Origin of the sequence: Acinetobacter sp. YH16040_T, assembly GCF_024605785.1 — a bacterium.
GTDB classification, from domain to species: Bacteria; Pseudomonadota; Gammaproteobacteria; order Pseudomonadales; family Moraxellaceae; genus Acinetobacter; species Acinetobacter amyesii.
In genome coordinates, this window is the sequence record NZ_CP094541.1 from 2,400,754 (window position 1) to 2,426,733 (window position 25,980).

The window sequence follows — 25,980 nt, forward strand, 5'->3', positions numbered from 1 at the left end:
ACATCAGTTAAAAATTTTTATTCAAGTTTGTTCACCTTCAAAAGCTGATTTAATCCGCCTTATTCAATTTTTGAGTTGTTCCAATTTAGCTTGCTGCCCATCTAAAAATCGATCCATTTCGGGAAGTATTTGGCGTAAATATTGAATAGATGAAATAGCTTCATCCACGTTCACGACGCCTTTTTCAACCAATCTGTATTGCTGCTCGAGTAAAGCGAGTACTTGATTTTGATTCGGCTGCTGCCCCTGACTCATCTGTGTGTTTATTTGCTGAAATTGTTGAAATACCTGTTCACGTTGCTGTAATAACTGGGTGTGCGTTTCATTATCTTGTCTTTCTTGTTTGGGTTTGGAACTTGAATACTGTAAAACATTTTCCGTGGTTTGATCTGAATGTGTTTCGGACACTTTTTGTTGATCTAAAGGTAGCTGTTCATGAACCTCCTGCTGCCGTGGTTTTAAAAACTGAATCATCAACCATAAAATTAAACTAAACGTCAAACCTAAAACAATCCATTTTTTATTCATGATGCAGTCTCTAGACACCTTCTGATATTTAAAAAATTCAGAGCCGATTTGACTCTGAATTTACCTTTTTATTTAATTTTATCTAAATTATTAGTTGCCCCATCCTGCTGGCGCATAACCCAAACGAACACGCTGTGGGTGATTGCCAACTGGAACTGTGATGACTTTTTCACCTGTTGCAAAATCAATCACGGTTACTGCATCTGTCGCACTTTCAGAAATTACACAGCGTTTACCATCTGGGCTTTGCGTTGCCCAATACGGTTTGCCTGCAGCAATCAATTTGGCTGCAGTCAAAGTTTTACGATCGACGATAGTGGCATAATCATCCATGGTTCCTGCGACACATAGTTTTTCACCATCTCCACTGATGGAAAGCCCATGATGGCGTGAGTCATTCACCCATTTCGTGCGATCTGAGGGAATAGTTGTACTTCCCGGAAGCTGTGCAATGCGCGTGACTTTGTCTTGATTGAGATCATATTCGACCAGACCATTAAAAAATGAGACCTGCGCATAGATTTTGGATTCATCTTTACTAAATACAATCGGTCGAACTGAGTTTGATAAGTCTTTGCGTCCTACGGCATCTAAAGCAGGTCTAAAATCTATTTTTTTGAGGACTTTATAGTTTTGAGCATCTGCTATCGTGATGTAGCGTTTGCCTTTGGTAAAGTCTTGCCAAGAAGCATCCATGGCTGTTTCGACATTACCAATGGCTGAATTTAGGATTTTAGTACCGTTGGCAAAATAGATATTTTCATGTGGTTTATCGCCCGTCGCAAAACGTCCTAGTTCTTTGCCTGTGTTGATATCGAATATATGTACGACATTACCTGAAGATGCTGAAACAGCAACTTGTTGTCCATCGGGTGAAACCGCCATATGGTCTGCTCGAAATCCTTCAACGGGTGTGCGCCAATTGATTTTCCCCGTTGCAATGTTAATCGAGACGACATCAGCATAACTTGGGCGTGATGCAACCACCGATTTGCCATCTGGTGTGGAATACATGTCATCGACCAATTGATCATTTCCCTCTCCTGCCGTATTACGAATATAGCTATAAGCGATTAATTTTACTGGGTTGAGGTAAATTTCAGTGAGGCGTTGTTTTTTGTCGGGCACCATATTGATGACACCAACTTTCTGATAGTTTTTTGCAGGATTGATCACTGTAACCGTACCATCCCAATTATTGCCGACAAAAAAGACTTGCTGGCTATTGGGTGGAACGGGTGCAGTGGTTGTCGCTGCGAAAATAAGTGGCGACACCGTAACTGTCATACAAAGAAGTGTCCTAATCCAGAGATTCTTTTTCATTTTTATTGTCCATTAATTTGTTTTTATGCATACCTTTTGAGCTACGTCATCAGATAAGTGTCGCTTTTTAAGCGCAAAGAAAGCTTATTCAATATACAAGTGTAGATATAGCGTATTTGTTTTAATTCCGATGAGTTGTTGATTAAAACCAAGTCTTCAATCTGCATTCACTTTTTGGGAAGCAAAAAAAAGCACCCGAAGGTGCTTTTTTAGTTCATCAAATGATTAGTAAATAATTTGATTATTGTTGATTAGGTCATCTAGTTCGACTTTGCTCGTTTGATTGAGTAAGACCACGAGATCTTGTGATTCGTATTTCAGACCTGATGTGCCATCACGGTCAATTGAAATCACAGCTGAATCAGTTTCTTCGTCATATGCTACTGTTACAAACTCTGCGAGATTCGCTTCAGTTGCATCGTCAGAAAGTAATGAAGAGATATCGATTTGGTCAGCAATAGAAAAATCATTTACTGTTGTTAATGTATTACCGCCCAAATTGTCATCTGCAAGAAGGTCAAAAACAATATCATCACCAATAAGTAAACTTTCACTTTCTAATGAGAACATCGCAAACGATGCTGTCGCAGTCACTGTTTCCTAACTCTGTTTCGAGCTGGGTTGTAAGTACATTTACATCTTGAATTGAGGTTTCAGGGACTGTAACTTTCACTACAAAATCTTCAACTTGACTACTTGAAGTGCCTTGATAAGCATAATACCCATCTGAATCTTTGCTTACTGATATACCATTTACCGAAACTTTGGCATCAACTAAAGCATCAAGAGCAGCAGATTTAAATTTCACACCATTTACATTCACATTTGCCTCTGCATCATTTAGAACTTCTGCATGTAAAGTAAATTGTAAAACTTTCTCTGGAACGCCTGCTTCCGGAGCTATTACACCAAGTTGATCCTGTCCATTTTGATTTTTCTCATCTGTCTTAGCAATTTGAGTTCCATCCGCAAATAGCACACCTTCCAACATATTAATTTGGAAACCACTTACATTTTGGACACCCGTAATACTCAAGTTAAAACCATCATTATAGTTGGTTGTATCAGAGTTGTTTAAAATCATTGAATTGACAGGATATTTTTCACCTGAATACGCTTCATCAAATACAATCCAGTCACTCGGAGTACCTTTTTCACCTCCAAAGTCTTTAGGGAAACTATTTGAGAAATTAAGCCCAAGCTCATTCTGAGTCAGAACTTTGTCAATTTTCTCCCAATTGATAATAATAATTTCAGAAACGTTAATTTCACTTTTCAAATTAGTAAAGATTCTTAGCGCTTCGTTAATTTTATTGAAATCATTACCATACTGTGGATCATTGATAATAGCTTGCATCTGTGCAGCAATATCTACAATTTTCGCACCCGCAACAAGATCATCAGAAACATAATTACCTTGTGCATCTTTATAAATCGTACCTAGGTTTGGAACGTTAATCACTGAACTTGACGCACCACCACCAGTTCCACCTGATGTTGACCCTGATACCGAAATTTCACTTGTTAATGTTGCTTTTAACTCAATGAGTTCAGCATTGCCAGTTACAGGAGTTGTAACTTTACCATCAGTAACTTGAAGACTTATCGAAGGCAATACAGCACCTGAATTTAGCTGATCCGCACCTTTCTGAGTTAAGGTTACAGATTGATCAGCCAATGATAATTGATAGAAACCGTCGGCACTAACTGTCGAGCCATTAGCAAATGTCACAGTCAGACTATCATTATCTGCATCCGATGCAGCATAAGCAGCAATTTTTTGACCGGCAACAGCTGCACCAACAGTGACTACTTCTGGTTCAATTTCAATTTCAGGTGCTACGTTTGTTACAGAAGCAGGATACAAAATTACACCGAACTCTAATTCTGAACTTGCAGTTGAACCATTCGATTTTTCAGTTGCAAGAGATTCAAGCTTCACGTTCAACTGTAAAGAATTACCCGTAACAGCCAAACTTGGTGGTGCAATCGCCACTAAGTTTGAACCTTCGATACTCATTCCATCAGCGACAAAACTTAAATTGCCATTTGTATCCGCAGTTCCAAGCAATACTCGAGTTCCGTCCTCTGTAATAGCATAAATTTTCATACCTTAATATCAGCATAAGATAGTGTTTGACCCGCGATGATTGGTGTTTTATTCCCAGCAGCATCTACGATTGTCAATACACCGTCTTTTGGCAGATTTGTTACCGTAATAACAAGCTGATCATTTGCTGTATTTGCATCTGAAATACCAAAATGCGCCCATGTTAATGTCACACTTTGATCTTCTATCGTAACCACTTGGGTTGTCTCAACTTCAGGAGCGATATTGTCCACTGGGACAGTTTTATCTACTTCCTCACCTGGACTACCTGATTTATCTTCATAGCTATCTGTAGGGACAGTTACCGTAACGTTACCATCAACACCCGGAGGTACTTCACCAGTCACCACATATGAGCCATCTGGTTGTTCCACTGGCGGCGTAAATGGTACTTCGATTGGACCATTTGGACCTTCAACAATGATTTTATCTTCTGTAATTGTCGATGGATCAACATCATCAGGATAAGTCACAGTGATCTTACCATCTGGTGTAATCGTCACTTCTGCTACAAGCGGAACCATATTGATGTTTTCGTTGCCTGTACCTGGTAGACCCAGGTTACCCGAAGTGTCTTCATATGAACCTTCTGGTACATTAACCGTAACTTTGCCTTCAACGTCCTCTGGCACTTTACCCGTTACCGTGATTGAACCGTCTGGTTGAGTCTCAGGTGTACCAAACTCAACCACGATGTCTTTGCCATTTGGATCTTTAACCGTAATTTGGTCAGGCGTAATTGTGGATGGATCAGTGTCATCAGGGTAAGTCTGTACGATGTCACCATTCGGTGTCACAGTCACTTCAACTTGTGGACGCTCAGTTGTCGCATGTTCAACTTTTCCTGGCGTAAATAAATATGCAAAACCAGATAATTTATTGTTTCAAAACAATATGATTGATGCATACAAAATACATGTGCAACGTGATGAAAAATTATGCGCAGATGATCAAGCTAAGAACCAAAAATGTGCAACTAAACTCTATATAGATGAATTTAAAGCGGGTGATTTTTATATTAATAATTCTGCTGATTTTTATTTAAAAGAAGGCGAATACCAATTTAAGGTGAAAAATTGTACAACTCATTGTAAAAATTATTCAGTTAGCTATTGTGTAAACGAAAAGTCACTTTTGAATAACTTATTACTTAACCTGAATCGCGGATAAGAAATTAACTTGAAAAAAAGGTGACTGAAAACCATTAGGGAGTTACCACACAACCTAAGCCTTCAGCCACCATGTTCGATTTTACATATTTCTTCTGCATCGTTGATGACTTTTTTCAGAAATTTGAAGCAAGCTATTGGGAATTTTTAAAACACAACAACAAGCGTTTGAGAATGCGGTCTTCTCAATTGAAAATTTCAGAAATCGTATTCATCGCAATTTGGTATAAATGCTCTCATTTCAATAACTTCAAAGCATTCTTCTTTTCATTAAAGCACAATCATAGTCAACTCTTTCGATATTTACCGTGTTACCAACGAATGGTTCATCTCATCAGAGCACATCAATTGGCACTGCATGCTTTACATTTTGCCTTAATGAAAGACTGTCAGAGTCAGTATTTATGGATCGATTCGACCACACTACCTGTATGTAAAAATCAGCGGATTCAACGGCATAAATCTCTAGCAGCAATTGCAACACGCGGCAAAAGCTCAATGGGATGGTTCTTTGGCTGTAAGCTGCATTTAATCATGAATCAGTCAGGAGACATGGTCAGTACAGCTTTATCAAATGGGCATACAGCAGATATTAAAATGGTTGAACAGTTGGTAGAAGGATTAAAAGCCAAGCTCTATGCTGATCGTGGTTATATCAGTCAGGAATTAAAGAGTAGATTAAAAGTACAAAGTACTGATTTAATTACCTATCACCGAAAGAATATGAAATCTGTACAACTCTCAACAGCAGATGAATATCACTTAAAGCAGCGTAATAAAATAGAGACTTTATTTAGCCTGTTAAAAGGGAAATATCATTTGGTGACGAGTAAAGCGAGAAGCATTGAAGGATACTTAGCTGGAATTTATGCATCTCTATGTGCTTACCAGTTATGCCATCAAAACAAGCCAACCATTCGAGTAATGGAATGATTGGCTTAAGCAGGATTCAGGTTACTTACAGTTGATAATAATGGCAAACCTATTATATTAAATAATGATGGCACTACGATTAATAATTGCCCGATTAGAGAAAATGCTCTAAATAATGTGATAAAACCAATTGAACCTAGTTTAGATAATATAAATTTAGCTGCCGATTCTTTATTTAAATTTAATGGTGGCAAACTAAATGATTTACTTCCTGCAGGTAAATCAAGCTTGAATGAACTAGCAACTAAACTTAATAACCAATATGCACGTATTGATATGATTAAGCTTACCGGACATACCGACCGTTTAGGCAGTGAAAAATATAATCAGCAACTTGCATTGCAACGTGCACTAACTGTCAAAAATTACTTAATGAACCAAGGGATTGCTGCTGACAAATTAAGTTTCGCTTCAGCAGGTGAAACTCAGCCTGTAACCAATGGTTGTTTTGATGTGCAAGATCGAAATGCCTTAAAAGCTTGCTTACAAGCAGACCGCCGTGTTGATGTGCAAATTCTTGGTATAAAAAAACCTTAAATAAGTATGCGTTCCTTAAGCTAACTAGTGTTTAAGGAACGCTTTATATAAAAAAGATAAAACCTATTTTTTCGGACTTTTAAGCTTGAACGCGTTAAAATGCCTTTGAGAATTTTGTGCTACTTTGAAATGAACCATGACTTTGAGCACCACCAGCCTTCGTAAACAACTCCGTAAGCAGCGTCGTAGCCTAAACCTATGGGAGCAACGACAAGCTGAACAACAAGTCCTACAGCGCTTAATCAGACATAGTTATTTTAAGCGCAGTCAGCATATAGGCGTTTATTTACATGCATTTGGTGAAATTCACACTCAAAAGCTTATCCACTACTGTTTTTCGCATCAAAAACACGTGTATTTACCCATGATTTGCAACATGGATCAGCAACTGGTTTGGGTTGAAATCTCACGTCATCAATACATTAGTAAACGTTTTTCTCATCACCCACTCGGTATGAAAGAACCCATGGCAAGTCGTGGGAAGCATGTTTCTCATCTTGACCTTTTAATTATGCCCTTGCTCGCTTGCGACAAGTACGGCACACGTATTGGTATGGGGGGTGGCTTCTACGATAAAACATTAGCAACAGCCCACTCTACCCCCTACCGTTTAGGACTTGGTCATGATTTTCAACTCATTCAAGATCCCTTGGTCCGAGAGGCATGGGATCAACTGCTAGATGGCTTTATTAGCCCATCTCAAACTTTAAGCTTCAAACGTTAATTTGATATTCTTGACACTGAGTTACACTTATAAATCACATATTTAGTCATTTTTTATACATTTTAATTGGCATGACCCTTGTAATTTAAAAAATACACATCACTATAAAAAACATGGCAACACCGTTGTCACTCATTAGGAGTGCCCATGTCTGAGATTATTATGAATGAAGAAAGCTTGGAAACTACAATTCCGAGCGTATTACCGCTCTTAGCGCTACGAGATGTGGTTGTATATCCTCACATGCAAATTGCACTGTTTGTGGGTCGTGAAAAGTCGATCAATGCAGTCAATGTCGCACGTGACAGTGACAATCTTGTATTCGTAGTTGCACAAAAAGATTCGCTTACAGAAGAAATTGATCACGACAATTTATATCAATACGGTACTGTCGCGAAGATTGTGCAAGTTGTGAATCATGAGAATGATGAAAACTGTATAAAAGTACTGATTGAAGGCTTATATCGTGCCAAGTTAGAAAAAATTATCGATGCCGATAATTACCTGACTGCCGAGCATTCATTAAGCCCAATGACGGTTTCTGTAGACTCAGAAACTCAGAATAACCGTGTGGAAGAATTACGCACCTTATTTGCTCAATATGCAGAAGCAAAATTGCGTAACGCACGTGAATTGATTGCAGCAGCCAATAAAATTGATGATTTGCTGCAATTATTATTCTTCGTAGCAACACGTGTTCCTTTGAATATTGATGTCAAACAAAAATTCTTAGAGCATGATGAATTTGAAGCACATTTAGCTGAACTCATGACCTATTTATTACAACAGTCAGAAGAACAGCAAATTGAACAAACTTTACATGATTCTGTAAAACGCCAAATGGAAAAGAATCAGCGTGAATACTTCTTAAATGAAAAAATGAAGGTCATTCAACGCGAACTTTCTGACATGAATGGCGGTGCTGAAGATGACGTTGCAGAAATTGAAAAACGTCTAGCTGAAGCCGATTTACCTGAACATGTACGCAAGAAAGCTGAAAATGAGTTCCGTAAGCTAAAAGCAATGCAACCTGCTTCGAGCGAAGCTGCTGTCGTGCGTAACTATCTAGAAGTTATTTTAGATACGCCTTGGAACAAAGCCAGCAAAGTCAGCATTAACCTTGCGAAAGCTCAAGATATTCTTGATGCCGATCACTATGGTTTAGACGACGTGAAAGACCGCATCGTGGAATACCTTGCTGTTCAATCACGTGTGAAAAAGCTTCGTGGCCCAATCCTGTGTTTAGTTGGTCCTCCAGGTGTAGGTAAAACTTCACTCGGTGAATCTGTTGCCAAAGCAACTGGCCGTGAATTTGTCCGTATGGCGCTTGGCGGCGTGCGCGACGAAGCTGAAATCCGTGGTCACCGTCGTACATATATCGGTGCGATGCCGGGTAAAATTGTGCAGTCTTTGACAAAAGTTGGAGTAAAGAACCCACTGTTCTTACTCGATGAAATTGACAAAATGGCGCAAGACTATCGTGGCGACCCTGCTTCAGCATTGCTTGAAGTCCTAGACCCATCACAAAACAGCAAGTTCAATGATCACTACTTAGATCTTGATCTAGACCTTTCTGAAGTGATGTTCATCTGTACTGCAAACAGCATGAATATTCCAGAAGCTTTGCTTGACCGTATGGAAGTGATTCGTCTACCGGGTTACACCGAAGATGAAAAAGTGAATATTGCTGAACGTTACCTTGTTCCAAAAGCCATCAAGAACAATGGTCTACGTGCAAAGGAATTAACCGTTCACGAAGAAGCCATTCGCGATATCGTACAACGTTATACACGTGAAGCCGGTGTCCGTAGCTTAGAACGTGAAGTGTCGAAAATTGCACGTAAAGTGGTAAAAGAAGCAGTGAGCAAGAAAGCGAAAAATCTTCAAATTGAAGTGAATTCGAAAAATCTTCCTGACTACTTAGGTCCACACAAATTCGACTTCGGTATGGCCGAAGAAGAAGCTGAAGTGGGTCGTGTAAATGGCTTGGCATGGACATCTGTTGGTGGTGAACTGCTAACGATTGAAGTTGCGGCAGTAAAAGGTAAAGGCAAGTTCATTACCACCGGTTCTCTTGGCGATGTCATGAAAGAATCGATCACTGCAGCGATGACCGTTGTACGTACCCGTGCAGATGAACTAGGTATTGAAGCGATTCGCTTTGAAGAAACAGATGTGCATGTGCATTTACCAGAAGGCGCAACACCGAAAGATGGTCCATCTGCTGGTTTAGCCCTGACCACTGCTCTTGTTTCAGCGTTTACAGGCATTGCGATTCGTCCAGATATTGCGATGACCGGTGAAACCAGTCTTGGTGGCCGTGCAATGCGCATTGGTGGTTTAAAAGAGAAACTTCTCGCTGCTCACCGTGGTGGCATTAAGCTTGTCTTTATCCCACAAGACAACGTTCGTGACTTGGCTGAGATTCCAGACAATGTCAAAGAAGGTCTAGAAATTAAACCAGTGAAATCGATTGATGAGATTTTACCACTAGCCTTGGTTGATATGCCTAAACCTCTTGCAAAGACACCGATTGTCAAAGCAACTGAAGGTGGCAAAGCTGCTCGTCACTAAGCGCTAGCAACTCGTAATAAAAAAGCCCTGTTTCGACAGGGCTTTTTTATATCCATTTTTTTCGTGCTGAATATTCGGAACTTTTCATTCAAATCCTTCGCAACTATTAGACTCAAGACTCAAGACTCAAGACTCAAGACTCAAGACTACAGCTACAGCTACAGCTACAGCTACAGCTACAGCTACAGTTATTGTGGATCACTATTTCAAAGTCGACATCAAGATCAATAAGAGCCAATAAGAAAGTCTTACAATATTTGCATGCTATTACTTGAAATATCGCCCTCTATCCCACATATATAGTAAAGAGATATACGCGCTGTATGTTTCTTTATTGGTTCCAATCACGTCTAAAAGCGTGATGATCATTGGAACAAGATGGTCATCTACATCTCCAGGTAGATGACCTTTTATCGCAGTCCACAGGCTTTCGGGGCTGCGTTTTTTATGTCATGTTTTTAAAGACATGCTATTTCAAATTTAAGATGGTTTTCACCAAACCATCAATCACTTGAGCCATTTTGTCTAAGTTTAATTTATCCAGGGTATCTTGCTCAGTGTGATAGTGCTTATTACGATAAAATGCCGTATCAGTGATCATCATCGCCGGCATATCAAATTGCCAATAATTCATATGGTCTGAAAAATCCACACCCTGAATAAATGAGGGTGAAATCAAGCGTTCACATTGCAACTGCTTCAAAGACTCCATCGCCGCACAATACGATGAGGTTAAGTCACGAGACTGAATGTTCCCCACCGATGCAATAAAATTTGTATGCGATGGATAAATCCACTTCAGCCCAACAGGATATTCTTGGGTGACTTTGGGATCAAAATAACCAATCATTTCTAGAATATATACACCTGAAATTTTATCTTTTTCCTTTGCTACCGATTTTGCGTGAATAAAACTGCCCATCGACTCTGTTCTAAAATATGGCGGTTCTTCGAGGGTATAAAATACAAACTCAATATTTTGTTTTAAACGCGCTTTTTCAGCCGAAAGAATCCGTGCAGCTTCGAGTACACCTGCAACACCGGAGGCATTATCATCAGCGCCATGCTGCTCCTCAAATACATCGTAATGCGCGCCAATGATCACTCGATTGCTATGCCCTGCATTTAAGGGACAGACTACATTACGGTATGGTTGGCTATTGACGGTATAGGTTTGAAAACGACAATTCACACCAAATAAACGCATCTGCTCACGAATCCAAGCAGACACGCGATTTAACTCTTGTATGTTCTTATAGTTACGATATTCAGCTTCATTACCAATAATTTGTTCTAAATAGACTTTTAAATTATCCGGTTCAGCGGTTCTAATATTGTTGGCATACGCCGAAAATGAACACCATCCAAAAATTGAAAGGATTGCTGCCTGCTTGAGCAAAAATAATTTACCGTCCTGCCATGTTTTTTTCATTGTTATTATTCCAATTTTCATCTTCGATCTAATCTGCTTATGCTGCGTATTTAAACAGCAAGCAGAACACGATTTCAATTGCAAATTGTGTCTGAACATACAAAGTGCAAGCGAACCGTTATAATGCTCTTTTGTATACTTTCAGGCGCTGTATGAAAATTCGTATTCTGACAATCGGTCAAAAAATGCCAGCATGGGTTCTGACGGGTTTTGAAGATTATTTCAAACGTATTCAGCCTTTTGTTCAAACGCAGATCATTGAACTGCCTATGGCCAAACGTGGCAAGAACGACTCAGAAGCCGATATTTTAAAATACCGTCAAATTGAAGGTGACAGCATTTTAAATGCCATGAAATCGAATGAAGTACTGATCGCCTTAGAAGTCGGTGGTCGTGAGTTCAGTACGGAAAAACTAGCTGAAACCATGAAAGGCTGGATGCTTGAAGGCAATGATGTGGTTTTAGCCATTGGTGGGCCAGATGGACATTCTGAAGCAGTACGTAAAGCTGCAGCGTGGCATTGGTCTTTGTCTAAACTAACTTTGCCGCATCCAATGGTTCGTGTCATGCTCATCGAACAGCTATACCGTGCAATGAGTATTAATCATAATCACCCTTATCATCGTGCGGGTTAATCTAAACGGACATCCAGCGTATACAGCAATTACAGCGTTGCAACAATGAAACAAACCGTTGAAATTATCCGAATTGTTACGCTGAATAATTTAGTGCATGATCATCATATTCATTTAAACAACCAACGGCGACCGCGATGAATTTACAAACACTTCCAGGTTTATTTATTTCCCATGGCTCACCTATGCTTGCCATCAATCCTGAGCAAGTCGGTCCTGCGTTGGAACGTTTAAGCCTGAATCTTCCAAAACCTGAAGCCATTGTTATCATGTCAGCACATTGGGAAAGTAACGCACTAGAAGTAAGTACCAGTGCCCGTCCTGAAACTTGGCATGACTTCCGTGGTTTCCCTGCGGAACTTTATGATATTCGTTATCCAGCACCGGGTAACCCAGAGCTTGCAGAAGAAATTCTCCATTTGCTTGCCAATGCAGGGTTATCGGCACATGCCAACAGCACCCGTCCACGCGATCATGGCGTTTGGATGCCGTTATTGCATATGTATCCTGATGCTGACATTCCTGTGATTGAAATATCACTGCCAATGACCATGTCTGCGCAAGAGATCTATAAAATTGGACAAACGCTTGCACCTTTACGTGACAAGCAAATCCTGTTGATTGGATCGGGCAGTATTACTCATAACTTACGTGAGTTGGCTTGGGATGGACGTGCAGCAGCCGTGCCTGAATGGGCGTCTACATTCCGTAATTTTGTGGTCAATAAGCTCACTCATCAAGATTTTGATGCAGTTCTCGATTGGCAAAATATCCCGTTTGTACAACGCAACCATCCGACCATTGAACATTTTGCACCCATCTTCTTTGCGATGGGTGCAGGCCCCCGCTTCTCTATTGTTCACAGTAGCTTTAGTATGGGTTCGCTCGGTATGGATATTTATCGTTTTGATTAAACGTGGAAAAATGAGATAGATTGACTTATTCATAATTTATATTAATAAGTTAACAAATTATTATTTATGGATACATTTTGCTACTTATTTGAGCTGAATGTATTCATATTTTTTTAAAATGAATGGGTTATGCTACAGGCTGAAATTCACTTAGAACAGTTAGCGTAATGAAATTAAAATATTTAGCGATCGCCCTCTTCCCTTTAGCCCTTGCAGCATGTCAATCAAGCGATATCCAAAAAGCTGGAGATTTAGCCGTGAGCGTATTACAACAACAAAATGCTGATAAAACTTTAGCTTCATATCAATGGAGCACCACCACTGAAAATGCACCAAAACCTTTGGTTTTAAATTTTCTAGAAAATGGCACTTTGGGTATTTCAACCAGTTGTAACAGTATGTCAACCCAATGGAAAGTGGAACACAATACGCTTGTAACAGGCAACATTGCATCTACCATGATGGCGTGTCCTGATAATGCGATGAAACAAGAAGGACTTGCATCTTCACTCTTTAGTGACCGTAAAGCACCTTTTGTTTTAAATACCACAGATCCACAAAACCCAACGTTAACCATTATCTCTGCAACAGGTGAAAAACTGGTTTTCACTGGAAAATTAACACCTGAAACTCAGTACAACTCACAAGGCGAAACGATTTTCCTTGAAATCAGCCCTGAAACTAAACAATGTACAGGCGTTGCTCCACAAACTTGTTTGCAAGTGCGTGAAGTGAAGTACGATGAAAAAGGCCTAAAAACACAAGTTGATAAAGACTGGACCTTATTTTACGATCAAATTGAAGGCTTTAAGCACACTCCTGCAGAACGCCAAATTATTCGCGTAAAACGTTTTGAACGTAAAAACCCTGCTGCTGACCAATCAAAATATGCCTATATTTTTGATATGTCAGTCGAACGTGAAGCCGTAAAAGGTACGTTGTAAGTTACAGCCGATAAAAAACCGAGGTCATCGCCTCGGTTTTTTTATATCTACACAACCGCAAACGCTGATTGGATATGCATAGTATTCAAATCACGATGTACTGTTCAACCAACGCTTTAGCGATGTTAATCTAAAGCTACTTCTTGCAAATTACTGAATTCATCCTGACGAATCGCAATCAACAGACAGATATTTTTAAGCATACAGCGAATTACCCATTGACGCGATTTTGAAGCAAAACAATTAACTCAAAAGACGTGGGTTCTCGTAGAAAATAAGGCTTTACCCGCCCAAATAACTCTCAAATTAACGATGGCAGTATGACATTCTTAGTGGCTGTAATTACATTGGCCACAATTATGATGTAGAAAAGCATACTTTGCGTTTTATAGGAGATGTAGGGAGTACACTGAAGTTCAGCACACAGTTACATCGGTCAGGGCTTCATTTTTAAACGTTTGCTCAGCCAACCCTTAAATTTTCACTTCAACGTTATGGATAGCGAAATCCAACTTACCCAGATGAGCACTAATTAAGAATCCAATATATTCCAAACCATTCAGCCATAAAAAAACCGAGGCTTGAGCCTCGGTTTTCAGTTCAGCTTACGGAGAACTTAGTAAACGCCTTGAGCAAGCATTGCGTCAGCAACTTTTACGAAACCTGCAATGTTCGCACCGTTTACGTAGTTCACAGTACCATCTTCTTCAGTACCGTATTTCACGCAGTTGCGGTGAATTTCTTTCATGATCGCGTGTAGACGCTCGTCAACTTCTTCGAAAGTCCAACCCAAACGAATTGCGTTTTGAGACATTTCAAGACCAGAAGTTGCAACACCACCCGCATTAGATGCTTTACCTGGTGCATAAAGAATTTTCGCTTCAACGAATTTCTCAACTGCAGCCAAAGTAGATGGCATGTTTGCGCCTTCAGCAACACAGATTACGCCATTAGCAAGAAGAGCTTCAGCATCAGCTTCATCTAATTCATTTTGAGTTGCACATGGAAGCGCGATATCACATTTGATAGACCAAGGACGTTGACCTTCTAAATATTCAAAACCGTGCTTAGATGCAAATTCAGAAATACGGCCACGCTTAACGTTTTTCAATTCCATTACTTCAGCAAGAAGTTCAGTTGTGAAACCGTCTTTTACGTATACAGTACCTGCTGAGTCAGAAAGTGAAACCACTTTCGCACCTAAGTACATTGCTTTTTCAGCAGCGTATTGTGCAACGTTACCAGAACCCGAAATCGTTACAACTTTATCTTTAAAGCTATCGCCACGAGTTTTTAGCATTTCCTCAGCGAAATACACAGTACCGTAACCAGTTGCTTCAGGACGCGCAAGTGAACCACCGAAAGTTAAACCTTTACCAGTGAACACACATGCTGTGTCGTTGCTTAATTTTTTCATCATACCAGCCATGTAGCCCACTTCACGGCCACCTACACCGATGTCGCCCGCAGGGATGTCAGTGTTAGAACCAAGATGACGGTATAATTCGATCATTAATGCTTGACAGAAACGCATGATTTCGCCTTCAGATTTACCTTTAGGATCAAAATCTGAACCACCTTTACCGCCACCCATAGGAAGTGTAGTTAAGGCATTTTTGAAAGTTTGTTCAAAACCTAAGAATTTAAGAATTGAAAGGTTCACTGATGGGTGGAAACGCATACCACCTTTGAATGGACCAATTGCTGAGTTGTATTGAACACGGAAAGCACGGTTAACTTGAGTTTGACCTTTGTCATCTACCCATGAAACACGGAACTGAATTGCACGCTCAGGCTCAACAAGACGTTCTAGCAAACCGTAGTCAGCATATTGTGGGTTCTTTTCGATGAATGGCCAGAGGCTCGTCATCACTTCTTCAACAGCTTGAAGAAATTCAGGTTGATGTTCATCACGTGTTTTAACGTAGTCTAGGAAGTCGTTAAGGCTGTTATATTTCAACACTTAATCCTCAGCAGATGTATGGATCAAAATTGATCACAATTTTGATCAAAGATATATTTTGGCGCAAAATATTAAATATCTTTTGTAACTAATCAGCAATAGTTTTTTTAAAAAATCTTTAAATTCTTTAAAGAACAGCGATTTAAATTGATTACTCAGATATTTTAGTTATAAATATTATTACTTTTAGGAATATTTTAATGAATTATTTTGCTCACTTATGATGCATCTATAGACCCATTTTTGCGCACAGCAATTCATACTGAAACATGCTAGAATTCAACGTCCTCTTTGGTTTTTCTCTGCCTTCATTTGTACTCGCGACTACCCATGACTTCTGAAATTTCCCTCATCCAACAAATTGATGCCCTATTGCCACAAACTCAATGTGGACTTTGTGGACACCGAGACGGCTGCTTACCCTATGCCAAAGCCATCAGTGAAGGAGAAGAAGCCAATAAATGTATACCCGGTGGTCAACCTGTGGCAGATTCACTAGCAGCGTTATTAAATCGTCCACACTTAACAGCAGAAGCCAGCGTTTGGCCAATCCAAAGTGATGGACGCCCGCAACGGGTTAAAGCTGTGATTCGTGAGGATGAATGTATTGGTTGTACCAAATGTATCAGTGCCTGCCCTGTCGATGCCATTATTGGCTCAGGCAAATTGATGCATACGGTCTTGACGGATTTATGTACGGGCTGCGAACTCTGCATCCCACCGTGTCCAGTGGATTGTATCGACCTAGTCGAAGAGCTTGATCATGTGCCATCTGAACCTGTTCGAATCGCAGAACAGAATGATTTACGTCGCCGCTACTATGCACATATTCAACGTGAGGAAAAACGCCGAATTCATCGTAAAGGCCCTATTGTACGCGCAGAAATTGATACGGAACTTTTTGCCCAATTTTCGACCCAGACAGACTTGGTACCGGTCATTGAAGTCGTGGAAAAACCTGCTACGCCAGTCGTTCAACTCGATGCAAAAACCACCATTGAACTTGCAAAAATTCGTACACAAATTAAGAAATTAGAAAAACAACTGAGTGTTCGAGAAGATGCAAAAAAACGTGAATTACTCCATACACTAACGCTACAACTAACACAACTGCAAGGGGCTTAATCATGGCTGTTAAAAACATGACTAAGAAGCAAATTCAAACTTTTTTTGAACGCTTACGTGAGCAACGCCCCAACCCGAAAACCGAACTCAATTATAGTAGTCCATTTGAACTTTTGGTGGCTGTTACCCTATCGGCACAGGCCACAGATGTCAGTGTCAACAAAGCCACAGACAAGCTTTTTCCAGTGGCAAACACTCCTGAAGCTATCTATGCGCTAGGTGTTGACGGACTGAAGGAATATATCAAGACCATTGGCCTGTATAACTCTAAAGCGGAAAATGTCATCAAAGCCTGCAAGATTCTGATTGAGAAGCATAACAGTATCGTTCCGAATAATCGTGCAGATTTGGAAGCCTTACCCGGTGTCGGTCGTAAAACTGCAAATGTGGTGCTGAATACTGCTTTTGGACAACCAACTATGGCAGTCGATACGCATATTTTTCGTTTAGGGAATCGAACAGGATTGGCTGTCGGCAAAAATGTTCTGGAAGTAGAACACCGACTCGTCAAAGTCATCCCCAAAGAGTTTATTGTTGATTCACATCATTGGTTGATTCTGCATGGGCGTTATACCTGTATTGCCCGCAAACCCAAATGCAATGAATGTATCGTGTCTGATGTATGTAATTGGAATGATAAGTATGAGTTTGGTGCAGTGAAAGAGTTAAATCTTAAGAAGCAATGATGAAAAAATATGTTGAGCTTTTTACTAATAGCAATATTTCGAAGTGCGTTCCTAGTAGCGATTAAAAGCATCTTTAAATCAATTTAGCTAGATTAAATGAAGAATTTCTGCCTACTAAATCAGAGTAGCCTTTCAAATAGAACTATATTGCTCCCTTGTCTGACAAAATGCGCATATTATGGGCAGCATCCTGATGCCCTTGACTTGCTGCTCGTTGGTACCAATATATAGCCTGCGCATTGCTCTGTTCTACATGAATCCCCTGCTCATAAAAAACACCAAGATTATACTCAGCTTCCGCATTCCGATATTCAGATGCTTTGATAGAATATTCGTATGCCTGTTCATATTTCCCTTGTTCGACATATAATTTTGATAATCCTTCGTAAGCCTTGCTTGGATCATCAGCTACTCCCTGAAGATACCACTTTTCAGCTTCCGCATTTCTTTTCTGTTTTCGGTACAAAGTACCTAAGTTATTTTTAGCATTTTGCTCATTTAACAGGCTTGCCTGCATGAAGTATTTTTCTGCTTTTATAAAGTCTTGATCTCGTCCTGCTCCATTCATATAAATCATACCCAATATGTTGATTGCTTCAGCATCTCCTTGTTGTGCAGCAAAATTTAATAAATTAAAAGCCTGCACATAATCTTTTTGAATATTTTTCTGGCCTGTAAAATACAAAAAACCCATACCCGCTATTTTCTCTGTCGATGTTAAATTCTTATCATATACAATTTTACATAACGGATTGCTTTCAACTAATACAGGACATTGCTGTTTTAAAATCTCTGCTTCTGTTTGTACGTCACTCTTACAGGCAATAAGGCATACATTTATAAGAAATAACAAGCAGGTATGTCTATTCAAATACTCCATTATCTAATTCTCATAATCTGAAAAAATCTTATTTATTTAGACATTTTTATTTGGTGTCTTTGTTTTCTAACTCTTTTTTTAACTTTTCCAAGCGTTTTTTTTCTTCTTCAACTTGCGGATGTACCTGATACTTTTCAGATACATGTACAAATTTACGCATTTCACGGCGTTCAGCCAACTCTTCCACTTGCACCTTACGCAACATTTTAAAGCTGACAAATAATAAGCCCAATAACACCGCCACAGCGATGATGACCATTATAACCAAAGCAAATTTCATAACAGATTCGCCCTAAAAGCCACATAAAAAAAGAGCCCCACTATGCAGTAGGACTCTTTGATTGTCAAAAATTCAAAAAAGTTGAATTATTTAGACTGATCTAAAATCGCGAACAAATCAGTTTGAACTTGATCGATTGGACGAAGACCATTTAATTTGTCATAAGTCGGTGCGTTTTCGCCAGAAGCTGCACGACCTTGGTAGAAACCAACCAATTGCTCAGTTTCAGCATGGTAAGAACCTAAACGCTTACGAATTGTTGCTTCTTGGTCATCCGGACGTTGAACAAGGTCTTCACCAGTTTCGTCATCTTTACCTTCCACTTTTGGTGGGTTGTAAACGGTGTGATATACACGACCAGATGCAGGGTGTTGACGACGACCAGATAAACGTTGAACGATTTCTTCGTCAGGTACATCGATTTCAATTACATGATCGATGCTGATCCCTTCGTTTTCAAGCGCTTCAGCTTGTGGAATCGTACGCGGGAAACCGTCAAAAATGCAGCCGTTGACACAGTCAGGTTGAGCAATGCGTTCTTTTACAAGACCAATAATAAGCTCATCAGATACAAGGCCGCCATTATCCATGACGCTTTTAGCTTGTAGACCTAATTCAGTACCTTCACGAATCGCAGCACGGAGCATATCACCGGTTGAAATTTGTGGGATATCGTAGCGCTTACAGATCAACTGAGCTTGTGTCCCTTTACCTGCTCCAGGTGGTCCGAGTAATATAATGCGCATAAAAAAACATCCTCATTTTAAACATTGTATATGACGCTATGTAGTGATCTAAACCCAAGATTCAGATCATCTTCCAGCATCTAATTATAAGAAAGCCACAAACAAATGTATTGTACCCGCGATAAAACCGGTTACACCACCCAAGACAATTAAAATCCATTCGTCTTCCTGAAATGCAGGACGTAATAGATTTTGAAATTCTTTCGGTGTTAGCTCACGAATACGGTCTCTAAACATTTGAAAGATTTTCTGTGCACGGCTCGCATTAAACGCAGGGTCGCATACAGGCACCATCGTAATTTCAATTGAGCGATCGATCAAGTCTGTCTTGAGTTTTGCGTACTCTTTTGGACCTAAAGACAACTGTAATGAGGTACGAACCAGTGGAGATTCCATAATTTCATTAATATGACGTTTCACAATGCGACGGGTCTTATCTTTCTTCCCGCCATACATCATTTCGGTCATGATGGATTTTAACGTAATTAGGTCTTCTGTTACTACACTTGCGAATACATCCGAAACTTCTTCTTGGCGTTTCATAAACGCCCCTTGAACATTGTACGTTCCAATACGTGGAATCACAGGTTTCATCCAAGGGAATTTACGATCTTTAGTTAATTCAAATAATTGCAAATACTTAACAGGGTGCGGCTCAATGGGATTAAATACCATCCAGATGGCAATCCAGTTGGTCAAAAAGCCCCAGATTGCTGCCCATAATGGAACCGTCCAATGCCAAGGCACCACAAACCAAACGATCATCTGGAAGATACCAAAGAACATCCCAATCAAGGCACTGATATGCCAAATAAAGTTGATTTCTTTTTGGCCAACTTTAAGAAACATACGCACCATCATGAGACGATCTGCTTCCATTTGACTCACCACCATTTCACGCATATCAACAAGTGACTCTACGTTCATGGTCAGTTCGGTCACGAGTTCTTTTAAGGTATTTGGTAGCTGTTTGTGTGCTTGGGCATAAATACGGCGTTTAATTGAATACGGTAGGTTTTCCCAAAGCACCGCATTTCGGTCTAGCATGACTTCATCAATCAAATGTTCAAGCTCAAAGCCAACTTGTTCACCAATGATGCGCGCCATGTCCTCAGGATCCATTGCATCCAAAAACTCACGCAAGGAACCCAATTTAGACAATGTATTATCCGTAATAATGCCAGAAATACGTCCAGCTTTTCTTGGCACAATCCCCTGCCATCCCACGGGTAATGGACCTAAATGGAATCCCCAGAAATTAATTGGGTAAAACACCATTTTCAGTGCCATCCAAACGTGTGCCCAGGTAACGAATGCGGTAACAGGGATAATACTCAGCACAGCCCAAAAATCGGGACGTTGCAAAAAGGTTTGCCACAATTCGTTAACATACTCAAGCATGCATAACTTCCATATTTAATTTTATTCAGTGAGTGCGGTTATAAAATAAAGTTGATTATTTTCACTACAAACCAAAACTTAAAGTATATGAGATTTGTAGTCTCGGTTCGGTTTCCACAATCACATTACCTGATTTGTCTTCTAATTTTTCACCCGCACCCAAGCCTACACTAAACGTACTAATACGCTCGGCACTCAACATCACATAAGCAAGATCGATACCACCACCTAAACGCGCTTCATCTTCACCATCTACTTTCTTGGAGTCGATGTGGCCCGCATAAGCTCCGATATAATAACCATTTTTATCTTTGCCAGTGAGATGAACTGGGTAACGAAAGCCGACTTGCCCACCAGGTATTTTATCATCGTTCAAGAAAACACCAGCTTTTGCATAGGCAATGCCATATGGGTTTACCCACTCACCATTCACGTGAATAATTTTTTGAGTAAAACCTGCTCCAACATTCCATGGTTGATAACCCTTACCTGTTAACTTTGCCTCAGGTAAAAATGAATTGTCATTGGCATGTGCGATGCTTCCGAGCATCATAAATGCAAGCAATGGATATAATTTATTCATTGTTTTCACAAACTTCCTTAGTATTATTTTTTGGAATATTCCTTTTTTATACGTTTCGACTTTAGCAGAATAATATGAACTGTTATACACAAAGCCCCATATTTTTCATGTCTGCAAAGTCAAAATATAGACTGCAATCACAGCAGAGTCTTTTTTATTTATCAAAAAAATGTCAGTTGCGCTAGAATATGCCTCTTCCGTTATTTTAGCTCTCAGTCTTTAAGTCGATCGCGTATGAAGCAGCATTATCCTTTAAAAAATGTCCAGCAAGAAAAGCGGATTTATCGTAATCGCGTGGTGATTTCGATAGGGATTGTCTCCTTCTTTATGCTGTTGCTTGTGGCACGATATGCATATTTGCAAATCAAAAGTTATGAGACCTTTTCGACTGCTGCCGATCAAAACCGAATTCGATTGCAACCGCTTGCACCTTCTCGTGGTTATATCTATGACCGTAATGGTGTGTTATTAGCGGATAATTATCCGGTTTTCTCAGCAACCATGAGCCGTGCGGATGTTGAAGACATTGATGATACGGTAGAGCGCCTAACGCCTCTGTTAGAACTGACTGATGAAGACATCGAACGTTTCAAAAGTCGGATTAAAACCTCTAAAAAGACTGAACGTGTTTCGATTAAACTGAATTTAAATGAAAATGATATCGCCCGTTTTAGTGAGGTGAAATATCAATTCCCAGGTGTCAATATAGAGACCCAAATGACTCGCTACTATCCACATGGCGAACTGTTTGCCCATGTGATTGGCTACGTGGGTCGTATTAATGACAAAGAACTAAAAACGATTGATAAAGATTTATACGCTGGCTCAAACCTGATCGGTAAAATTGGCGTTGAAAAATCATATGAAGAACTTTTACATGGAATGCCGGGGAATGAGTCGGTTGAAGCCGATGCCTTTGGTAATGTGTTACGTCACCTTGGTCGTAAAGATCCGATTCGTGGTAATGACTTATATTTATCCCTAGATTATGGACTACAAATGGTCGCTTCAGAGCAGCTCGCAGATCGACGTGGTGCAATTGTTGCGATTGACCCACGTACTGGGGAAATCCTTGCTCTTGTGTCCAGTCCTAGTTTTAACCCTAACTTATTTGTTACCGGGATTAGCAGCAAAGATTATTCTGAACTACGTGATAGCCTCGATCAGCCATTATATAACCGTGCTGTACAAGGGGCTTATCCACCGGGTTCAACGATTAAGCCAATGTTTGGTCTAGGTGGTATTCATTATGGTCTAGTGGATTGGAGTACTGCCATTTCAGATCCGGGCTATTTCACGCTTCCGGGTGACAGCCATCGTTTCCGTGACCACAAAAAAACTGGTCATGGCTCAGTTAATTTACACAAAGCTCAAGTCATTTCCTGCGATACCTATTTCTATGTCTTGTCCTATCGTATGGGCATTGAAAAAATGAATACTTGGATGCGTCAGTTTGGCTTCGGTGAAAAAACCGGTGTAGATTTACCAAGTGAAAGTACGGGGCTATATCCAAATCCTGAATGGAAGCTCCGCACACGGAAGTCCAACTGGCTTAAAGGTGAAACCATTTCTGTCAGTATTGGTCAAGGTGCATTTACAGCAACACCATTACAACTGGCGATGGCAACTGCCATTACCGCTAATCAAGGCTCTCATGTTACACCTCACGTTTTGCGTGAAAGTAAAGGCGCTAAAGTCCACAAAGTACATAACGCCCCGAATGGTCGCATTCAATTTAATGGTAAGCCAGATGATTGGATCAAAATGCGTGATGCCATGATTGATGTGGTTCAAACAGGGACCGGTCGTGGTATTCGTACCCCAATGTATCAAATCGCAGGTAAAACAGGCACCGCACAGGTTAAAAGTATTGCCCAAGGTAAACGCTATAACGAATCTTTATTGACAGAGCGTCAACTTGACCATGGTTTATTTGTTGGTTTTGCCCCTGCGGAAAAACCTGAAATTGCGATTGCCGTCGTTTGGGAAAATGGTCGTCACGGTGGTTCTGCTGCTCAAATTGCGAAACCGATGTTTGACTACTGGTTATTAACACGTAAAAAGAATCCAATTCGTCCTGCAGGCCATCAAATTAGCGGTGGTCTCATGACTGCAGGTCTAAAACCGAGTGAATTACCAAGCGGCTCGAATATTTTATCTGCCGATCCAAATGCAAGCCCAACTGCACAGCAGAACAATAGTGCAACTCAACAACCGAATAGTGCAAATACAACACCTCGTGCTGCCAGTGCCGCACATGCAACCGATGAGGAATAATTCATGAAAAATCAATTAAGAATCATTGGGGGTGAATGGAAACGCCGTCAACTGCCTTTTGCCAGTATTGACGGTTTACGCCCTACACCTGACCGTGTCCGCGAGACATTATTTAACTGGCTCATGTGGGATGTTCAAAATGCCAAAGTTCTCGACCTGTGTACAGGTTCAGGTGCTTTGTCGTTTGAAGCACTCTCACGTGGCGCAGCAGAAGCCGTTTTAATTGAACCTGATCGCACCCAAGTGAAGTTTCTCATGGACAATTTAGAACTTTTAAGAGTCAGTAAACAACGCGTACAACTTAAAAACATGACGGCACAACAAGCCATTCCTAACTTGAAAGACCAATTTGATCTGATTTTCTTAGATCCACCATATAGTCTTGATTTATGGCAAGAACTTGCTGAATTGGTCGATCCGTGCATTGCAGACAATGGTTTAATTTATATCGAAGCTGATCGTGATCTTGCTCAGTTAAAACTCCCGAGCAGTTGGCAGCAAATCAAACAAACCAAAGCTGGGACGGTGTGTGCAGGCTTATATAAAAAGGCTTAATGTAAATGCACACAAAAAAGGACGTCAATGCGTCCTTTTTTATTACTTGAAAATCATTAAACCTGTGGTCGAAGTGGACGCTGGCTGTTAAATCCACCTGTGGTTTTAGCTTTATCCACGGGCGTCACTTTTGGACGTTGTTGCTGTGGTTTTTGCTGCTGGGGCTTACTTGTATTGGGTTTAACTGGCGTCTGAGGCTTTGAGCTTGGACGCTGCACATTTGACGGATGCTGAGATGAAGGTTTCTGTACATTCGGGTTATGCGCATTTGGTTTATATATATTGTCTGGACGGCTATTCGAATTCGATCGTGGTGAGTTTGGTCGATGTTGCGGGCTATTCACTCGACCATATGAGCGGTCATAACGCTGACTTGAGTCATAGCGCTGTCCGTATGTACCACCATGTTGACCTGAATTACCATATTGATTTGCATAGCCATATTGATTCGAATGGTATCGGCCATCATCAAATGGCGCCACGACACACCCTGTAAATGTAACTGCCACCACAGATAGCAAAGCAACTTGTTTAAGCATGCGTAGCACTCCTCTTTGATGAAGAGCATTTTCACTTATCGAAATGAATTTAATCGGAAGTCTGTGTACATCTGCTGTATTTAAACATTCATGTTTTATTCATCATTTGACATCCAATTTTGCTCCATTTGCTCAGTCAGCCACATTTATATAGAAAAATTCACTACAATAGCACCACGTATTTCAAAGCTGTAATTTAATGACTTGGCTGATTTTTATTCTTGGTGCCATCTTTGCGGGATTCGTACAAGGATTAACAGGGTTTGCATTCGCCCTTATCGCAATGTCATTTTGGGTTTGGATACTCCCCCCACAAATAGCCGCACCCTTGGTGGTCTGCGCTTCAGTTTATAGCCACTTCATTTCATTATCATCAGAACGTAAAAGCATTCCGATCAATAAAAAAATCATTTATCCCTATTTAATTGCAGGAATTTTAGGTGTACCACTCGGTACCTATTTATTAGACAGCATTAATCCAGATACATTTAAATTGGTTTTGGGCGCTTTTTTAATGTTTTGGTGCCCAATTTTATTTTTTAATCCTAAATTTTCATTCATCCAAAAATCAGGGAAATGGGCGGATTCTAGTATTGGATATATTGCTGGAATCTTGGGTGGTCTTGGAGGCTTTTGTGGTGCATTACCCTCTGCATGGCTCATGCTGAAAAATACACCCAAAGCAGAACAACGCTATATTTTGCGACATTTCAATTTAGCCATTCAGCTCGTCACACTCATTAGCTATCTGCTACAAGGGATCATCCATCGTGAACATCTGCCCTATTTAGCCGTGCTGTTGGTAATTATGGCTTTTCCCGTGATTTTTGGTGCCAAACTTTTCTATCGTATTTCAGAACGCCAATTTAAGCATATCGTGTTAGGGCTATTATTTTCTTCAGGCTGCTTCTTGGTGACAATGAGTATCTTAATCTGATAACTCAAAACCTAAAGATATTTGTAGAAATTATTCTAATAAAACGCCTTTTCAGTTAGACATTCACATCTTGTAACAATGACACAGTTCACATTTAAATAAAAATTAGCCAAATGGTAAAAAAGTAATTAATTTTTCTGACGAAAATTAATAGAATATTGCACCTCATAATTTTGCTTAAAATA

Annotated in this window: 26 protein-coding genes; 13 read left to right on the plus strand and 13 right to left on the minus strand. The window is 40.1% G+C overall.

Going from position 1 to position 25,980, the window contains the following annotated elements:
* Positions 1-63: 63 nt before the first annotated feature.
* The 5 genes from MST16_RS11850 to MST16_RS11870 all read right to left on the minus strand — a co-directional run bounded on the left by MST16_RS11850 (position 64) and on the right by MST16_RS11870 (position 4,758).
* Positions 64-528 carry a hypothetical protein gene (locus MST16_RS11850; RefSeq protein ID WP_180012164.1) on the minus strand — a complete coding sequence of 155 codons (465 nt, stop codon included), beginning with the start codon at positions 526-528 and terminating at the stop codon, positions 64-66.
* Between the two features lie 90 nt (positions 529-618).
* Positions 619-1,815 carry a YncE family protein gene (locus MST16_RS11855; RefSeq protein ID WP_252725800.1) on the minus strand — a complete coding sequence of 399 codons (1,197 nt, stop codon included), beginning with the start codon at positions 1,813-1,815 and terminating at the stop codon, positions 619-621.
* Between the two features lie 261 nt (positions 1,816-2,076).
* Positions 2,077-2,421 carry a type I secretion C-terminal target domain-containing protein gene (locus tag MST16_RS11860; RefSeq protein ID WP_180012168.1) on the minus strand — a complete coding sequence of 115 codons (345 nt, stop codon included), beginning with the start codon at positions 2,419-2,421 and terminating at the stop codon, positions 2,077-2,079.
* Positions 2,402-3,961, minus strand: a complete 1,560-nt coding sequence (locus MST16_RS11865) for a hypothetical protein (protein ID WP_180012170.1) — start codon at positions 3,959-3,961, stop codon at positions 2,402-2,404. The genes MST16_RS11860 and MST16_RS11865 overlap by 20 nt, the downstream gene beginning before the upstream one ends.
* Positions 3,958-4,758, minus strand: a complete 801-nt coding sequence (locus MST16_RS11870) for a cadherin-like domain-containing protein (protein ID WP_180012171.1) — start codon at positions 4,756-4,758, stop codon at positions 3,958-3,960. Before MST16_RS11870 ends, MST16_RS11865 begins: the two co-directional genes overlap by 4 nt.
* Between MST16_RS11870 and MST16_RS11875 the strand changes: the two genes are divergently transcribed.
* The 5 genes from MST16_RS11875 to lon all read left to right on the plus strand — a co-directional run bounded on the left by MST16_RS11875 (position 4,739) and on the right by lon (position 9,898).
* Complete coding sequence (locus MST16_RS11875) at positions 4,739-5,131, plus strand: hypothetical protein (protein ID WP_180012174.1); 393 nt, start codon at positions 4,739-4,741, stop codon at positions 5,129-5,131. The two genes, MST16_RS11870 and MST16_RS11875, sit on opposite strands and share 20 nt — an antisense overlap.
* A gap of 71 nt (positions 5,132-5,202) precedes the next feature.
* Complete coding sequence (locus tag MST16_RS11880) at positions 5,203-6,063, plus strand: IS982 family transposase (protein ID WP_179992267.1); 861 nt, start codon at positions 5,203-5,205, stop codon at positions 6,061-6,063.
* A gap of 117 nt (positions 6,064-6,180) precedes the next feature.
* Positions 6,181-6,600, plus strand: coding sequence for an OmpA family protein (locus MST16_RS11885; RefSeq protein WP_257245647.1), 420 nt, complete (start codon positions 6,181-6,183; stop codon positions 6,598-6,600).
* A 136-nt stretch (positions 6,601-6,736) separates the two neighbouring features.
* On the plus strand, positions 6,737-7,324 hold the full coding sequence (locus MST16_RS11890) for a 5-formyltetrahydrofolate cyclo-ligase (protein ID WP_180011827.1): 588 nt from the start codon (positions 6,737-6,739) through the stop codon (positions 7,322-7,324).
* Between the two features lie 147 nt (positions 7,325-7,471).
* Complete coding sequence (lon, locus tag MST16_RS11895) at positions 7,472-9,898, plus strand: endopeptidase La (protein ID WP_180011829.1); 2,427 nt, start codon at positions 7,472-7,474, stop codon at positions 9,896-9,898.
* A gap of 469 nt (positions 9,899-10,367) precedes the next feature.
* Here lon and MST16_RS11900 read toward each other — a convergent pair whose 3' ends face one another.
* Positions 10,368-11,330 (minus strand): M20/M25/M40 family metallo-hydrolase, encoded by a 963-nt coding sequence (locus tag MST16_RS11900; RefSeq protein ID WP_180011831.1) that lies wholly within the window; start codon positions 11,328-11,330, stop codon positions 10,368-10,370.
* A gap of 152 nt (positions 11,331-11,482) precedes the next feature.
* Here MST16_RS11900 and rlmH point away from each other — a divergent pair, with 152 nt between their 5' ends.
* From rlmH to MST16_RS11915, 3 genes are all read left to right on the plus strand, one after another.
* Positions 11,483-11,965 (plus strand): 23S rRNA (pseudouridine(1915)-N(3))-methyltransferase RlmH, encoded by a 483-nt coding sequence (gene rlmH / locus MST16_RS11905; RefSeq protein WP_078189858.1) that lies wholly within the window; start codon positions 11,483-11,485, stop codon positions 11,963-11,965.
* A gap of 137 nt (positions 11,966-12,102) precedes the next feature.
* A complete protein-coding gene (locus tag MST16_RS11910) occupies positions 12,103-12,879 on the plus strand; it encodes a dioxygenase (RefSeq protein WP_180011833.1) in 777 nt (258 codons plus the stop codon).
* Between the two features lie 167 nt (positions 12,880-13,046).
* Complete coding sequence (locus MST16_RS11915; RefSeq protein ID WP_180011835.1) at positions 13,047-13,823, plus strand: META and DUF4377 domain-containing protein; 777 nt, start codon at positions 13,047-13,049, stop codon at positions 13,821-13,823.
* A gap of 616 nt (positions 13,824-14,439) precedes the next feature.
* Here the strand turns inward: MST16_RS11915 and gdhA are convergent.
* A complete protein-coding gene (gdhA, locus tag MST16_RS11920; RefSeq protein WP_227591817.1) occupies positions 14,440-15,786 on the minus strand; it encodes an NADP-specific glutamate dehydrogenase in 1,347 nt (448 codons plus the stop codon).
* 330 nt (positions 15,787-16,116) lie between these two features.
* Here gdhA and MST16_RS11925 point away from each other — a divergent pair, with 330 nt between their 5' ends.
* Entirely contained in the window at positions 16,117-16,911 is a 795-nt protein-coding gene (locus MST16_RS11925) for an RnfABCDGE type electron transport complex subunit B (protein WP_180011837.1), read from the plus strand.
* A 2-nt stretch (positions 16,912-16,913) separates the two neighbouring features.
* Entirely contained in the window at positions 16,914-17,597 is a 684-nt protein-coding gene (gene nth, locus MST16_RS11930; protein WP_180011839.1) for an endonuclease III, read from the plus strand.
* A 142-nt stretch (positions 17,598-17,739) separates the two neighbouring features.
* On the opposite strand, the gene MST16_RS11935 is transcribed toward nth, so the two are convergent.
* The 5 genes from MST16_RS11935 to MST16_RS11955 all read right to left on the minus strand — a co-directional run bounded on the left by MST16_RS11935 (position 17,740) and on the right by MST16_RS11955 (position 21,487).
* Positions 17,740-18,477, minus strand: coding sequence for a tetratricopeptide repeat protein (locus MST16_RS11935; protein ID WP_180011841.1), 738 nt, complete (start codon positions 18,475-18,477; stop codon positions 17,740-17,742).
* Positions 18,478-18,523: 46 nt separating this feature from the next.
* Complete coding sequence (locus MST16_RS11940) at positions 18,524-18,757, minus strand: hypothetical protein (protein WP_180011843.1); 234 nt, start codon at positions 18,755-18,757, stop codon at positions 18,524-18,526.
* Between the two features lie 86 nt (positions 18,758-18,843).
* Positions 18,844-19,503 carry an adenylate kinase gene (adk, locus tag MST16_RS11945; RefSeq protein WP_078189866.1) on the minus strand — a complete coding sequence of 220 codons (660 nt, stop codon included), beginning with the start codon at positions 19,501-19,503 and terminating at the stop codon, positions 18,844-18,846.
* A gap of 84 nt (positions 19,504-19,587) precedes the next feature.
* On the minus strand, positions 19,588-20,904 hold the full coding sequence (locus MST16_RS11950) for a hypothetical protein (RefSeq protein ID WP_218946197.1): 1,317 nt from the start codon (positions 20,902-20,904) through the stop codon (positions 19,588-19,590).
* A gap of 64 nt (positions 20,905-20,968) precedes the next feature.
* Positions 20,969-21,487 (minus strand): hypothetical protein, encoded by a 519-nt coding sequence (locus tag MST16_RS11955; RefSeq protein ID WP_180011845.1) that lies wholly within the window; start codon positions 21,485-21,487, stop codon positions 20,969-20,971.
* A 234-nt stretch (positions 21,488-21,721) separates the two neighbouring features.
* On the opposite strand from MST16_RS11955, the gene mrdA reads away from it, so the two are divergent.
* A complete protein-coding gene (mrdA, locus tag MST16_RS11960; protein WP_180011847.1) occupies positions 21,722-23,764 on the plus strand; it encodes a penicillin-binding protein 2 in 2,043 nt (680 codons plus the stop codon).
* Positions 23,765-23,767: 3 nt separating this feature from the next.
* Positions 23,768-24,319 (plus strand): 16S rRNA (guanine(966)-N(2))-methyltransferase RsmD, encoded by a 552-nt coding sequence (rsmD, locus tag MST16_RS11965; RefSeq protein ID WP_180011850.1) that lies wholly within the window; start codon positions 23,768-23,770, stop codon positions 24,317-24,319.
* A 56-nt stretch (positions 24,320-24,375) separates the two neighbouring features.
* On the opposite strand, the gene MST16_RS11970 is transcribed toward rsmD, so the two are convergent.
* Complete coding sequence (locus tag MST16_RS11970) at positions 24,376-24,858, minus strand: hypothetical protein (protein ID WP_180011852.1); 483 nt, start codon at positions 24,856-24,858, stop codon at positions 24,376-24,378.
* Between the two features lie 199 nt (positions 24,859-25,057).
* On the opposite strand from MST16_RS11970, the gene MST16_RS11975 reads away from it, so the two are divergent.
* On the plus strand, positions 25,058-25,795 hold the full coding sequence (locus tag MST16_RS11975) for a sulfite exporter TauE/SafE family protein (RefSeq protein WP_180011853.1): 738 nt from the start codon (positions 25,058-25,060) through the stop codon (positions 25,793-25,795).
* The last annotated feature ends 185 nt before the right edge of the window (positions 25,796-25,980 follow it).